10 protein-coding genes are annotated in these 15,546 nt (G+C 38.6%); 1 reads left to right on the forward strand and 9 read right to left on the reverse strand.

The window, feature by feature from the left end; all coding sequences use genetic code 11:
• Window position 1: 1 nt before the first annotated feature.
• The 4 genes from B9T25_RS01735 to apbC form a co-directional block, all read right to left on the reverse strand.
• Window positions 2-1,462, reverse strand: coding sequence for a hypothetical protein (locus B9T25_RS01735; protein ID WP_086186761.1), 1,461 nt, complete (start codon window positions 1,460-1,462; stop codon window positions 2-4).
• Between the two features lie 246 nt (window positions 1,463-1,708).
• Window positions 1,709-2,278, reverse strand: coding sequence for a dCTP deaminase (dcd, locus tag B9T25_RS01740; protein WP_004648130.1), 570 nt, complete (start codon window positions 2,276-2,278; stop codon window positions 1,709-1,711).
• 125 nt (window positions 2,279-2,403) lie between these two features.
• Window positions 2,404-2,997 carry a LysE family translocator gene (locus B9T25_RS01745; RefSeq protein WP_086186762.1) on the reverse strand — a complete coding sequence of 198 codons (594 nt, stop codon included), beginning with the start codon at window positions 2,995-2,997 and terminating at the stop codon, window positions 2,404-2,406.
• A 395-nt stretch (window positions 2,998-3,392) separates the two neighbouring features.
• The gene (gene apbC / locus B9T25_RS01750; protein WP_086186763.1) at window positions 3,393-4,679 is read right to left on the reverse strand and encodes an iron-sulfur cluster carrier protein ApbC; all 1,287 of its coding nucleotides are present in this window, start codon (window positions 4,677-4,679) and stop codon (window positions 3,393-3,395) included.
• Between the two features lie 626 nt (window positions 4,680-5,305).
• On the opposite strand from apbC, the gene gorA reads away from it, so the two are divergent.
• On the forward strand, window positions 5,306-6,658 hold the full coding sequence (gene gorA, locus B9T25_RS01755; protein ID WP_086186764.1) for a glutathione-disulfide reductase: 1,353 nt from the start codon (window positions 5,306-5,308) through the stop codon (window positions 6,656-6,658).
• A 191-nt stretch (window positions 6,659-6,849) separates the two neighbouring features.
• Here the strand turns inward: gorA and B9T25_RS01760 are convergent, their stop codons facing one another.
• From B9T25_RS01760 to kdpA, 5 genes are all read right to left on the reverse strand, one after another.
• Window positions 6,850-7,584 carry a response regulator gene (locus B9T25_RS01760; RefSeq protein ID WP_086187023.1) on the reverse strand — a complete coding sequence of 245 codons (735 nt, stop codon included), beginning with the start codon at window positions 7,582-7,584 and terminating at the stop codon, window positions 6,850-6,852.
• Between the two features lie 29 nt (window positions 7,585-7,613).
• Window positions 7,614-10,271, reverse strand: a complete 2,658-nt coding sequence (locus B9T25_RS01765; RefSeq protein WP_086186765.1) for a sensor histidine kinase — start codon at window positions 10,269-10,271, stop codon at window positions 7,614-7,616.
• Window positions 10,272-10,431: 160 nt separating this feature from the next.
• Entirely contained in the window at window positions 10,432-11,037 is a 606-nt protein-coding gene (gene kdpC / locus B9T25_RS01770; protein ID WP_086186766.1) for a potassium-transporting ATPase subunit KdpC, read from the reverse strand.
• Window positions 11,038-11,047: 10 nt separating this feature from the next.
• Entirely contained in the window at window positions 11,048-13,075 is a 2,028-nt protein-coding gene (gene kdpB, locus B9T25_RS01775) for a potassium-transporting ATPase subunit KdpB (protein ID WP_086186767.1), read from the reverse strand.
• A gap of 12 nt (window positions 13,076-13,087) precedes the next feature.
• Window positions 13,088-14,821: a potassium-transporting ATPase subunit KdpA gene (gene kdpA, locus B9T25_RS01780; RefSeq protein WP_086186768.1), complete on the reverse strand. Its 1,734-nt coding sequence runs from the start codon at window positions 14,819-14,821 to the stop codon at window positions 13,088-13,090.
• Window positions 14,822-15,546 lie beyond the last annotated feature (725 nt).

Below are 15,546 nucleotides of genomic sequence, written 5' to 3' on the forward strand. Positions count from 1 at the left end.
CCTATAAACCTGTAGTTTTAAACTTAAGATGTTGAATCAACACACCATCTATAGCCACAGAACCCAAATTAACTGCTGTTCCTGTAGGGTTTCTAAATACAACGCCTGTGGCATCTGCTCCAGTATTAGCTTTTAACAAATTAGTGGTGGGATCACGCGTTACACTACCAATAGAAATACTGCTGTGCGTCGCATTGTTTCCTTGATAGTTAATGGTATTTGAACCCGAGGTTAGTGTAGAAGTATTAAATCCGCACACATGGACATTACAAGTAGACCCCTGATACTCACTGGTCGCAGATAAACCACTATAAGGCACATCATAATTTGTATAAATTTTCTTATAAATATTAGGCACATTAGGTATGCGGGTAACTTCTAAAATAATATTGTTACCTTCAGAACCGACAACAAAGGGTTGATACATATTTCCTAGAACTAAATTAATATTCGGACTATACAAATACATCCCTTCTTTATCATTAAATAAAGGAGCCTCTGAATTTCGCTGTAATGCTGGAGTCGAATACGTTCCATCATCTGTCGTTGCTGTACTCAATCGAATGGCTTTTGCATCTAAACCTGCATCAGTAAATTTTAGGTTTGCAGGGTTATCATTGGTATTTAAGCGTAAAACACTGGCCATTCCCAGAGTTAGATTATGTTGAGCTGTTGGTGATGACATGGTTTGAAAAAGTCGTATTTGTGAACCACTCAAACTTAGTCCATTTGCGACATACTGTAATCTTAAACGCTGGTTTTTATCTAAATCGATATCGTTGCTAGGATCACCCGCTACCGGCTTTGCCACTGGCGCACCTGTAATCGGATTAATGGCATTACTTGAGTTCCAACTGCGTGAAAATGCATCTAACCAGAAACCTAACTTAATATTATTATCACTTTCATCTGCAGTGACTTGAGCTAAAGGTGCTTCCAAAGCTAAATAACTAATATCTCCAGCAACATTGGTACTTGAAAATTGTTGAATATTATTGGCTGTGCCAGCACGAAATAACCAAGGGTTAATAGAACTTCCCCAGTTAAAACCAACATTACTAAAACGCTGGTTTAAGTTACTATTACTCGCAGACAATGCTAAACCATAAATAAAAATGTCTGCTTTGGTTCTTTTAGCTGCGGCTTGAGCTGCTGTTAACGTGAGGTTGGCATAATTTTCACCAGTCGGAATAATCCGTATAAAACCGGTATCTTTTTTTGATGCTTGTAGTAAGGCTGCTGAATCGGTTAAAACACCATAACTTGATGCAGCCGACAAATCATTCGCCCCCTGAAAAACCATTTTGAAATTTTCAGGTAAGAGTGCCATGCCCTCACCCGTTGTGTCTGCAAGGTGATCATCTGACAAAGATTCAAGCGCATAAACTGATTGGCTAATCAAAACAGCAATTACACTTGCCAAACAAGACTTTTTAAATCCTGCATTCCAACTTTGAGTCATCACGACCTTCCTTTTTTATCAGATGCTCCGCATCATTATTTTCACATCATCCTAAGCTTGGTAGGTCAAATTTTTATTTATTTGTCATTACAACAATGTTCTTACCAAGTCTGTACAACTTTTTATTATGCTGAATATTTACCCAATTGCAAAAAAAACTGGGCAAATGTAAGTAGTTTCCGATGAATGAAGCCCACAAAAAATAAGCGGACCAAAATGATCCGCTTATTCAGTTATTTATACTATTTACGCTTTTGGTAAGGTTACACCTGTTTGACCTTGATATTTACCACCACGGTCTTTATATGAAGTTTCGCATACTTCATCAGATTCAAAAAACAACATTTGAGCAACACCTTCACCTGCATAAATACGTGCAGGTAAATTGGTTGTATTTGAAAACTCTAAGGTAACATGACCTTCCCACTCAGGCTCAAGTGGTGTCACATTCACAATAATACCGCAACGTGCATAGGTTGATTTACCTAAACACACCGTCAAAACATTACGTGGAATACGGAAATATTCTACAGTACGCGCTAAGGCAAATGAATTTGGCGGGATAATGCACACGTCAGATTCAATATCAATAAAGCTTTTATCATCAAAGTTTTTTGGATCGACAATTACTGAGTGAACATTGGTAAATACTTTAAATTCACGCGCACAACGTACATCATAACCATAGCTTGAAACACCATAAGAAATGAGTTTCTCACCTGCGTCATCATAGCGAACTTGGTTTTCTGCATACGGTTCAATCATGCCGTGATTTTCGCTCATTTCACGAATCCAACGATCAGACTTAATTGCCATTCTTTCTATCCAAAAATAGTTAAATCAATTATTGCGCTGTACTTTAACTGAAATCGGCTGTAATGGAAATGATGATCAGGCGATGATGTCATTTTTTACCAAATGTACATTTTCATCGCTGTATTTTAAAGACTTAAAATAGCAGAGTAACTTAGTGGAATAGAGAAACTAATCAAGACCAAAGATGCTGTTTTTTGCAAATTAGATTGGTTTAACCAACGCACATTATTGGAGGCTAAAATTGAACCAATAAAAGTCCAAAATAAAGCAATCGGCACAATCAAAAGCAAAAACAGCCCCATATGCACGAGGTAAGCCTGCATGGTCAGCCAAGCCGTACTTGGGAAAATAGCAGATGCAAAAAGCAATGCTTTAGGATTCAATAAAGTCGCACAAAACAGCTCACGTGCACGAATGGTGGGCTGGTTATAACTAGCTTCTATATCAGCCGTTTTCCAAAGTTTAATGGCAAGTACAATAATATATAGCGCACTCAACAGTTTGAGGAATGTCGGAATAATTGGAAATTTACTTGAAACTGTACCAATGATCATTCCCCAAGTGGTAATCGCAATTAAATAGCCAATTGATTCTGCTGGAATAAGTCGTAATGATTGGCGTACACCTACCTGTATACCAGAAGATGCAAGCAATGTATTTGTTGGGCCAGGTGTCAATAAAATAGTGACGACCAAACCAATGAACAGCCATGAAATCATATGCGACCTCTCTATAGAGTGCGCGAAGAGTAAATAAGTTTATTGTACTTAGCAAATACGAAATTTTGTATCTTTTCAAAAATACTAAAATCATTAATATAAATGCAGGACAATCATCAACTTAACAACAAACATCTAATATGAATTAAAAGTCATTTGTTAATAAAAATTTCAACCACCACATTTTAAGCCCCTATAGACTGAATTAACCAATCGTTAAAAGACTTATTTCATAAGTTCTTTTTGATTAATTCGTGTCGTTCGTAAAACCCAAATTAAAAATAAATTTTAGCAGGTGTTGGATTTATGGATGTAGCATGAATGCCACACATTCCTGTGCAAGTAAAAACAGCCCAACCAAAATTGAGCTGTTTGAAATAGTATTTTCGTGTCTTTTAGAAAATTCGGTTTTGAGGTTTTTCCGCTTTAGACAGTTGGTCAGCAATTTTTTGCGCTATAGCAATATAGCTTTCCGCTGCGTCATCACCTGCAATTACAGACGGTTTGCCTGCATCTGCATTTTCACGAATTTGAACATTCAAAGGTAAACGTCCAAGTAAAGGAATTTGGTACTGCTCTGATAATTTATCGCCCCCACCTGTACCAAAAACCTGTTCTTCATGACCGCAATTTGAACAAATATGGGTCGACATATTTTCCACCACACCCATGACTGGAATTTGAACTTTATTAAACAGTTCAATGCCTTTAATGGCATCCATTAATGCCACATTTTGCGGTGTTGTCACAATGACAGCACCTGTCACAGGAATACGTTGTGCAAGTGTCAATTGAATATCACCTGTCCCCGGTGGCATATCAATCATCAAAACATCTAGATCTGGCCATAAGGTTTGGTTGAACAATTGCATCAATGCACCTGTTGCCTTTGGACCACGCCAAGCCACAGGGGTATTGTTATCTCCAGTTAAATGCCCAATCGACAAAACAGCCATGCCGTAAGCATCAATCGGAACAAAATTTTCTGCTTCGATCATGGGGGTACGACCTGCATTTCCTAACATGGTTGGAATACTTGGCCCATAAATATCGGCATCTAAAACACCCACTTTTAAACCCAGTTTTTGCAATGCCAAAGCCAGATTTACTGTTGTCGTCGATTTACCTACACCGCCTTTACCCGATGAAACCAAGATGACATTTTGAATGCGTGGATGCTTAGGCACATCTCTTTGTTGTGGTGCTGGTTTTTGAATAGGCGGATTGTTTGGGTCTTCATCTTGCGGTTTTTTGATTTCAGCTTGGGTTGTTTGACCTGAAGCATCCACCACAGGTGGAAGTTTTACAGTTTGATGTACTATCGTTTCAGCTTGTGGTTTACTTGAACAACTATGCCCTGCTTTACCATGATCATGAGTAGCGCGATTTTCTCCGTGTACATGTTTTTGCTGAATCACATGCATATTGAGTTCTTGGATGCCGCATTTTTCAAGTGCATCAGCCAGATCATCATGAATTTTCTGCAGTTGATCTGCTTCATCAGGATAAGTATTAATAGTAATTTGTAATACTCGCCCCTCAACATTCACTTGGCTAATTCGGTCTTTCAGTGCGTTGTTTGAATCTGGCAATAAATAGCCTTCTAATACCGTTTGGATTTCATCTTCCTTCACTTCCTGCGAGGGCGAAAAAACAGATTTAAGCGAAGAAAGCCATGACATACGTTTACTCCAAGTGCGGACATACAACTGAATGTTATAGTTTAGCTTTAAATGCAGCGAAGGTTAAGCAAAGTTCTACCCAGCTTCGTGAATGTTGCTAAAAATCCAACCTAATTAGTCGGTTTTCATCATAAATACTTAAACTTGAATCAATTTCGACGATTAATTCAAAATATTTTATATAAAAAGTCTATTTTTTCATTTTTGATCATTACAGCTAAATGAAACCTGATGAAGTGGTAATATCCAATTGAATTTTGGCTAAACCAATCTTGATTATTTTTAAAATTTATAGCTTTGCTTTGAGGCTATTTTCTTTATCCAAACCATATTTTCCTATTTAACCTAACACTTTGATGTAACAAACCGTCATATTTTGATCAATTATGCTTACTTTTTTTATACGTTTAAATGATTGATAACACTTATAGTTTATTTTGTGCAGCACTTTAATTTTACGCACCATATATTTAATAGCAATACTCCGTACTGGTAAATATTTGGTGAGACCTATGTATCCATAACATGGTTTAGTTCCTATAAACTTCTTTTATTCGCACTTTCTGGTACTTACCATCAAGCATCTATCTAAAACAAAATAACTTGAAAATATAACGAGGTATTTCATGTCTAAACACTATGACTATATTGCAATTGGTGGTGGCAGTGGCGGAATTGCATCGGTGAATCGTGCTGCATCTTATGGCAAAAAATGTGCTTTGATTGAAGCCAGTGATCTGGGCGGCACATGTGTAAATGTCGGCTGTGTGCCTAAAAAAGTCATGTGGTACTCAGCTCAAATTGCTGATGCCATTCAAAAATATGGTTCTGATTATGGATTTGACACCAAACTCAAAAGCTTCGATTGGAAAAAACTCATAGAAAATAGACAAGCTTATATCAAAAGAATTCATGCTTCCTATCAATCTGGTCTGAGTAAAAATCAGGTCGATGTTATTCATGGTTTCGCGATGTTTGTTGATCACAAAACCATTGAAGTCAACGGTGAAAAATTTACAGCAGACCATATTTTAATCGCCACGGGAACGCAGCCTTCTCGCCCTGATATTGAAGGTGCAGAACACGGAATTGATTCAAATGGTTTCTTTGAATTACAAAAATTACCAAAACGTACCGCAATTATTGGCTCAGGTTATATAGCGGTTGAACTAGCGGGTGTTTTAAATTCTTTAGGTTCCGATGTTCAACTTTTTATACGTAAAAATTTGCCATTACGCAGTCTAGATCAATTTTTAGGTGAAACATTACTAGAAAGTATGCGCAGTGATCACATTCAAGTTCACACGCAAGCGACTCCCGTTAAAGTGTCCAAACTCGAAGATCAGTCTCTGCTTTTACATCTAGAGGATGGCACGCAGCATATTGTTGATTGTCTGATCTGGGCTGTAGGAAGGGAGCCCAACACGAAAGCACTTAAACTAGAGCGTACAGCTATTCAATTAAATGACTCAGGCTACATTCAAGTTGATCAATTTCAAAATACCTCTCAATCAGGTCTTTATGCTGTAGGAGATATTACTGGCAAAGCAGAATTAACGCCTGTTGCCGTTGCTGCTGGTCGTAAACTTTCAGAACGCTTGTTCAATGGCAAATCTGAAGAATATCTAAATTATGAGAATATACCGACGGTTGTATTTAGTCATCCCCCTATTGGGACTGTTGGTTTAACCGAAGCGCAAGCGATTGCTCAATTTGGTCAAGATCAGATCAAGGTATATAGCTCGTCCTTTACATCCATGTATACGGCGGTCACGGAACATCGACAAGTTTCAAAAATGAAATTGATTTGTTCTGGCGCAGAAGAAAAAATTATCGGTATTCATGGCATTGGTTATGGAATGGATGAAATTCTGCAAGGTTTTGCCGTAGCACTAAAAATGGGTGCCACCAAAAAAGATTTTGATGATACGGTCGCCATACATCCTACTTCAGCTGAAGAATTCGTCACTATGCGTTAGTTTATCTTGAGTCATATGGCTATCTCGTATAGCCAATATGAACATAACAATCACGACACACAACATCGGAAATAATAAGCTGATCACAAGCACTTGGCTTTTTGACAATTTACCCAAGCTTTTAGGCATCTTTTTCAACCACCGAACCTATAGCTGAACGATATAACAGACACCATAACAACGAAACGTGGTTATTCTTTTGCTGATGTAACAGAACCCTCTTTACCTAAAAACCTTAACCCCACGCCTGGTTCCGTCGCAATATACTTAGGATGAATTGCATCATCCTGTAATTTACTGCGTAATTTAGCCACTAAAATACGTAAATAATGCGTATCTTGCTGATGTGTAGGCCCCCATAATTCTTTTAAAATCTGCGGTTGGGTAATTAATTGTCCCCGATGTTGAGCAAGCAGCATCAAGAGTTGAAATTCTTTACGGGTTAAAGACAATAACGCATTTGATAAAAATACCTGCCGTTGGGCAAAATCAATTTTTAACACCCCATCATCAAAAATAGCGGACTCTGTTGTCTGTGCAACCTGATTCCTTAGCATGGCCCGTATACGTGCCATCAACTCTTGTACACTAAAAGGCTTGGTCACATAGTCATTCGCCCCTGCATCTAAAAGTGCAACTTTTTCAGTCTCATCCGCACGTACTGAAAGGATAATGACAGGTACTTGTGACCACGCCCGCAACTCTTTTAAAACCTCTTGCCCATCTAAATCAGGTAGACCTAAATCCAGAATCACCAAATCTGCACCTTGTAAGGCGAGCATTTCCAATCCCGTCTGCCCAGTTTCTGCCAAAAAAGTTTTATATCCTTGCGCGCGTAAGGCGATATCCAAAAACTTGCGGATTTGTGGTTCATCATCAATGATTAATACATTCACGGCATTGCTTGGAATATTTAAATCATTCATCTTCATTTATTTCTCATTTACGCCATGATCTACTGTATAGGCAATACAATGCGAATACAGGTTCCCCGATGATTTTTTGCTTCAGTTGCTGAAATCTGGCCCATATGTGCCCCAATAATGGCTTTTACAATGGTCAATCCCAAACCCGTGCCGTATTGTCCACGATCGCCACGTTGCATGGTATAGAACATATCAAAAATTCGATTGCGTTCGTCTTCAGGTATACCCAAACCCTGATCACTAATGGCGATTTGTACCTGTTCATCACTAACTTTTTTAACTTCAATTTCAACAGCTTCATCTTCAGGTGAAAACTTCGCTGCATTTTCCAATACATTAAAAATGGCTTGTTCAATTAAGGCAGCATGTACAAATAAACTGACCGCCTCTTCAGGCATGCTAATACGTACCTGAACTTTGGGTAAATATCGCTTTAAACGGCGCACTGCTGACCCGACCAATTCATCTATTCCAATCCAGTCCCGCTTTAAACTTAAGCCTTCATGTCCTAAACGAGTCATATCCAATAAATTTTGGATATAACGATCTAAACGCTCACCTTCCAAATGAATCGCTTCAAGTAAACTGTCTTGATCTGCCTCATCCATCGAGTGTCGATAATGACTTAAAGTATCTGCAGCTCCAATCATAGAGGCTAAAGGTGAACGTAAATCGTGTGAAACAGAGGATAATAATGCTGAACGTAATTTCTCAGTTTCAGACGTCACATTAGCAATTTCCAATTCTTTGGTCAGTTGTGTTCGTGAAATGGCCTGTGCGATATATTCAATTATGGTTTCAGCTAAACGTTTTTGTTCAACACTCAGCATTTTCATATCATTGGGGAACTTCAACCCAACCACACCCAAACATTGTTTCGATGCCAAAAGCGGCAAAAACCACCATTCATTTTCTGTCAAGGTTTGGGTAAAACGACCCGAAGGTTGCTGATTAGAGATGCTCCATTCGGCGGATATCTTCTCTTTATCTGAAAATGTGAAGTGATCTTTACCCATCAAGTCTTGGTTAGGGCAATAGAGTAGAACATCTGCTTGCAGATTTTTTTCTAAACTTTGTTTTGCAATTTCATTGACTTGTTCATCATTCACCGCAGTTGATAATTTCTGCCCTAAATCCTGCATGATGCTGTTATAGCTATTGGCTGCTTTTAACGCGGTCACTTGCTCACGTAAACGAGATGCCAAACGACTTGCGATGAGTGCCGCTGCAAAAAATGCCACAACGGTGATCACGCCCTGATGTGCCGAAATCTGAAAGGTATATCGAGGTGCGATAAAGAAAAAGTTATACACAAGGAAAAAAATGATTGCGGAACATGCTGCTGCGGTCATGCGTGTTTTGGATGCGACAAAGACTACAGCGGTAATAAAGATGATTGAAAATTCTTCAAGACCTAGATACTTTTCCCCCAAGCCGGCAATGATAATACTGATAATCGTCGTGAACAAAACCAATATTGATTCTTTAAAGCTTAGAAATAAACTGATTTGAGTTACAGAATGAAGCTTTTTTTGTCCTGCTGGAATTGGAACAATACTCAGCTCAAAATGTGGATGATGCTTTAAAAGCTGTTCAATTAAATTGGATTTAAAGTTGAAGCTATATTTTTTAGCTGGCGTCTGCGCCACCACTAAAGTTGAAATACCCCGTTCAAGCGCAAATTCTGACAGTGTTTTAGCATGTTGCTGACCGTATAAAATTTCGGTCATCCCGCCAAGCTGACGACATAAATTCAAGGCCCGCTCTATTTCCCTGCTTTGTGCATCTGCTTGATGGATCTGTTGATTATCTTTTTGCTGCTGATGCTGATCCATAAAAGCAACCACTGTCCAAGTGGCTAAACGGTTTTCAGCAAGACGACATCCTGCGCGTACTAAAGCTTCAGACTGCCCTAAACCATCGACCATAACGAGTAAATGATTTTTAAGGGGAATTGGGGGCAGCCCTTGTAAGGCAAAATTTTCACGGACATCGCTATCGACATGACTGGCAACCGTTTGCATGGCCAGTTCACGTAAAGCGGTTAAATTTGAACTATTAAAAAAGCCCTGCAATGCATGTTGAACTTGCTCGGGAATATACACTTTGCCCTGATTTAAACGCTCTAACAATTCATTAACAGGTAAGTCAATTAAGCGAATATCTCGAATTCGATCAAAGACTCGGTCTGGTACAGTTTCTTTGACTCGAATACCTGTAATTTGATAAATCACATCATTTAAACTTTCTAAATGTTGGATATTCATAGTGGTAAAAACATCAATACCAGCATCAAGCAGTTCATTAATATCCTGCCACCGTTTTTCATGTCGACTTCCGGGCATATTGGTATGGGCAAATTCATCGACCAAAACAATTTTAGCTTTCTTTTCAAGAACTGCATCTAAATCCATTTCTTCAAGATGATGCCCTTGATATTGCATCTTTTTTCGAGGAATACAGGGTAATCCCTCAATTAAACCTTCAGTTTCTACACGACCATGTGTCTCGATATAAGCAATAACAATATTTTGCCCTTGCTGAAATAATTCACGTGCTCGAACCAGCATGGCATAGGTTTTTCCTACCCCCGGGGCAGCACCTAAAAATATGGTTAAGCGCCCCGATTGATAGCGCTTGGCATGTTGCAATAAAACATCTACTTTATTCTTTCGATTTTCAGTCATAGATTAATCTTTAATTAATAAAATCATTAAATTTAATCAATACAATTCAATGATTTATTTTTATTTTTTATTGAAACGGCGAAATCCTACCATATAAAGTTTAATGGTAGGACTCCGTTGTGAAAAGATATGACAAACAATTTTTGTAAATATACAGCAATTATTCTTTTATCTGATCCAAAGCCAAATTTAACTCAAGTACATTAATACGCTCCTTCCCCAACATGCCAAATGTTGGCTTTAACGTATATTCCTGAATCAGTTCAATTACTTGCTGATCAGATAAATGTCTAGCTTCTGCAACACGTTTCACCTGAATCATGGCAGATTTCAGACTGATTTCAGGATCAATCCCACTGCCTGAAGCAGTCACCAAATCACTCGGAATCTGGCTACGATCAATATGATCCCTAGCTTCAATATCCGCTATACGTTGCTCAATAATTTTCGTCAATTCAGGATTGGTTCTTGCCATATTACTTCCTGCCATTGCCATAGGATCATAATTGGCTGCCGATGGACGAGCCTGAAAATACTTCGGATCAGTAAAGGGTTGCGCCACTAAACTGGAACCTAAAATCTTTCCATCTAATTCAATCAAGCTGCCATTGGCTTGAGCTGGAAATAAAAGCTGTCCAAGTCCTGTCGCGATTGCACTATATAAAAAACCACACAAACCTAAACTGACGATGGTCAGCCCGATTGAAGAACGAAGCAATGAGGCATATGAAGGTTGTAGCAAGTGTTCTGTATTTACAGTATTCATGTTCCGCTCCTTATACAACCAATATTTGACTGATGACCAGATCAATGGCTTTGATTGCAATGAATGGCAATATCACCCCACCTGCACCATAAATCAGCATGTTACGGCGTAATAATTGTGTTGATGTTGAAGGTTTAAATTTCACACCACGTAAAGCGATTGGAATGAGTAATGGAATAATGATGGCATTAAAAATCAGTGCAGAAAGGATGGCACTTTCAGAACTGCCCAATTGCATTACATTTAACACACTCATTTGTGGAATGGCAGCAACGAAAAGTGCAGGTAATATCGCAAAATATTTTGAAATATCATTGGCCAAAGAGAATGTAGTCAATGCACCACGGGTAATCAATTGTTGTTTTCCAATTTCAACCACAGCCAATAATTTGGTCGGATCAGAATCTAAATCCACCATATTGCCTGCTTCTTTGGCCGCTTGCGTACCTGAGTTCATCGCCAAGCCAATATCAGCCTGTGCAAGTGCTGGCGCATCGTTGGTGCCATCTCCAACCATTGCAACTAAAAGCCCTTTGTTTTGTTCAGCACGAATACAGTTCAATTTATCTTCAGGTCTGGCTTCCGCAATATAATCATCCACACCTGCTTCAGCGGCAATTGCAGCAGCAGTCAACGGATTATCCCCTGTCACCATGACTGTTTTAATACCCATTTCACGCAAACGTGCAAACTTTTCTTTGATGCCTGGTTTAATCACATCCGACAGTTCAATCACGCCCAGTAAGTTTTGACCACGAGCAACAACTAAAGGCGTTGCCCCTTTCGACGCGACTTGTTCAACACGAGTTTTGAGTTCGATATGTTGGGAAATGTCTTGTACTGTAAATTTTAAAATCGCATCCAGAGCACCCTTACGAATTTGCTGACCATCGACCAAATTCAAACCTGAAATACGGGTTGATGCATTAAATGGAATAAATTCAGCCTGTTCAGGTTCCTGAACCCTTTCACCCTGTTCTTTAGCCAGTGCAACAACAGATTTACCTTCAGGTGTAGGATCGGCAAGTGAAGTTAATACCGCAGCTTGGCGAAGTTCTGATTCAGAAATACCCGCTAATGGATAAAATACCGTCGCCTGACGATCACCATAGGTAATAGTTCCTGTTTTATCCAGAAGCAAAACATCAATATCACCTGCAACTTCAACCGCTTTACCTGATTTTGCAATCACATTGGCTTTTAAAGCACGGTTCATTCCCGCAATACCAATCGCAGGCAGTAAGCCGCCAATAGTGGTCGGAATAAGACACACCAATAAAGCCACCAACAGAATAGGATTGATAGAAATATTCAGAAAATGACCAATGATCGGCAAACTGATCACCACGATGACAAAAGTCGCAGTCATGACGGTCAGTAAAATACCAAGTGCAATTTCATTTGGTGTTTTTTGACGATTTGAACCTTCAACCAAAGCAATCATACGGTCTAAAAAGCTATTACCAACTTCTGCTGTGACTTGCACGATTATACGGTCGGTTAAAACTTTAGTACCGCCAATCACACCTGAACGATCTGTTCCTGCTTCACGTAGCACAGGTGCAGACTCACCTGTCACCGCTGCTTCATTAATGGTGGCAAAGCCATGAACAATTTCACCATCAGAGGGAATTAGTTCACCTGCACGAACTTCAATTAAATCATTCGGTTTTAATGCAGTCGCAGCAACTTGTATGCCATCAACATCTTGTAAATTTGCGATACGTCTTGCGGTTAAATTTTGACGCGCCTGTCTCAGCGATGATGCCTGACCACGCCCTTTGGCTTCGGCAATGGCTTCTGCATAATTGGCAAACAACACGGTAATAAATAAAATCAGCGTTACAAGAAAACCAAAAACAAGGTCTGCTTTGCCTAAAATCGTACTGATAAAAGTCACAATCGTGCCAAGCCACACAATTGACATCACTGGGTTTTTAAATGCATGTTGTGGTAACAGTTTAATAAATGCATTTTTCCATGCTTCAGCTTGAAAAAGCGTTGAAGTATTTTGTTCAGAATGTACTGAGTTTTTCATGAATTTCACTCCTTACCCTCGAACCAATAACAAATGATCAGCGATTGGTCCTAAGACTAAGACAGGCATAAATTGCAATAAGGTCAACATCACAACGATGGCGATTAAAGTTAAAGCAAAGGTAGGGGTTTCAACTTTTAAGCTACCATTACTTTCAGGTGCCTGACTCTTGGCAGCTAAACGTGTCGCAATAATCAGAGGAATAATTAAAGTTGGGAAACGTCCGAGCAGTAAGGCAATGCTACAGGTAACATTCCACCACACGGTGTTATCTGCTAAACCTTCAAAACCTGAACCGTTATTGGCAAATGCGGAAACATATTCATATAAAACTTGCGAAACGCCATGATATGCAGGATTGCTGTTACCTGTGAGTTCAGGGAAAAATAAGGCAATCGAGGTTAATCCTAAAATCACAATCGGTTGGATCAGAATAACCACGGCAAGCAGTTTAATTTCACCCGCTTCAATTTTTCGACCAAAAAGCTCAGGTGTACGCCCAGTCATTAAACCTGCAATAAACACAGCCAAAAATAAATAAATGATGAATTGCTGTAAGCCACAGCCGATACCACCCCAAATCGCATTAATCAACATATTTGAAAGTGTAACCAATCCTGTCAGTGGCGATGCAGAATCATGCATCATATTGACTGAACCATTATTCACTTGCGTGGTTAATGCTGCCCATAGCGCAGAAGATGATTCACCAAAACGCATCTCTTTACCTTCCATCGCAGAAATTTGCGATGCGGTTTGAGAAAGACTTTCTGACCAGATTGCACTTGATGCTGAAATTACCGACATTAACAACATTGAGCCAAAAACAAAGCCTGCAAACTTTGGACGTTTGGTGAAAAAACCCAACATGAAAATGACAGAAATAGGAATGAGTAAAATCGCCAACATTTCCATAAAATTGGAGAATGGTGTTGGATTTTCTAGAGGTACAGCACTGTTCGGGCCATACCATCCACCACCATTACTACCAAGTTGCTTAATCGCAACCATAGGTGCAACGGGTCCCAATGGAATTTTTTGTGTTTTTAATTCTGAAGTCTGATCAATGACCTGAACTTCTGGCCCACCCTGAAATGTCGCAGGTACACCCTGACTATTTAAAAATATTGCCCAGACCATACAAATGGGTAATAAGAAGCGGAATGTTGGACGAATGACATCTGCCCAATAGTTTCCGACATCGATGCTTTTAATTTTTTCACTAAAACTTTCGTCAGATAAATGTGATTCTGTCGCGGTTTGAGCATTTAAGCGATCAAAAAATAACGCACGAACGGTTGCAACCACCATTGCCAAGCCCATCATCGGGGTAATGACTTGTAAACCAACAATTCCAACCATTTGCGATAAATAGGAAAGCTGTGCCTGACCTGAATAATGTTGTTGATTGGTATTGGTCAAGAATGAAATCATGGTGTGTAAAGCCAAATCCCATGACATATTAGGTGCATTGTTTGGATTTAAGGGCAACCAAGCTTGCACCATAAATAGTCCCCAAACGACTAAAGCTATTACGATACAACTCAGTATAAAACTTAATATATAGGTCTTAACATGCATCCCTTGTTTAGGGTTTGTCCCCAAAATTGCATAAATCGGTTTTTCGATCCAATTGAACAGTGGATCAATCTTCATTGCACGATTGTGCATAATGGCAGCAAGATATTTTCCGAGTGGAAAAGCCAAAAGCGTGACAATGACTAGAAGTAGAATGAGCTCTAACATGGCAACTCCCCTTGAAATAAAGTCACCATGTTGATTTGCGTTATATTTTTAAATGTCTTGCATTGTAAGCATATGATTTGATGCTTTATTTGTTGATGAGCTATGAATTTAGCGTCCATCGTTTCCATCCTAAACATCGGGGATATTCCACGATGTAGTATGAAAAAAAATGGCGTAAACTCTCTATTGAATAAATGACATTAGGCGTAAAATTTACGTAAAATTCTGAATCAAAATAGCAACGTTATAATGCTCTGAACTTTTAGAATTTTGAACATCAAATCTGATTTTAAAAACTCCAGTATTCACATTCCATCCATACTTATCTCGCTAAAGTATTAAATATAAGCTTCCATCAGTGCTCCGCATTAAAACGATATCGTTATATCCAAACGATACTTACTATTAAATAGTGTGATAAAAGCAACAAATAAACATTCTAACTTTCACGCTAAATGATTATTTTATAATCAAACGAAAATCTAAACCCTCACCCATAAATTTTCATTTATTAAATTATTTTTCAAATACTTACAATAAATAAATTAACAAAATTTAGACAAAAAAACCAAATATATAAAATTTTATTCTTATTTATTTTTCTAGAGCATTTACTCTTTTTTTTATTGTGCTATTTTTGTCACATGGAGTAACAAATGATATCCGGTTAAAAGACTAATGTTACCAAAATGAATACTGAGCCTAAATAACATAAAGCAGTAGTA

Source organism: Acinetobacter sp. ANC 4470 (assembly GCF_002135335.1).
Lineage (GTDB): Bacteria > Pseudomonadota > Gammaproteobacteria > Pseudomonadales > Moraxellaceae > Acinetobacter.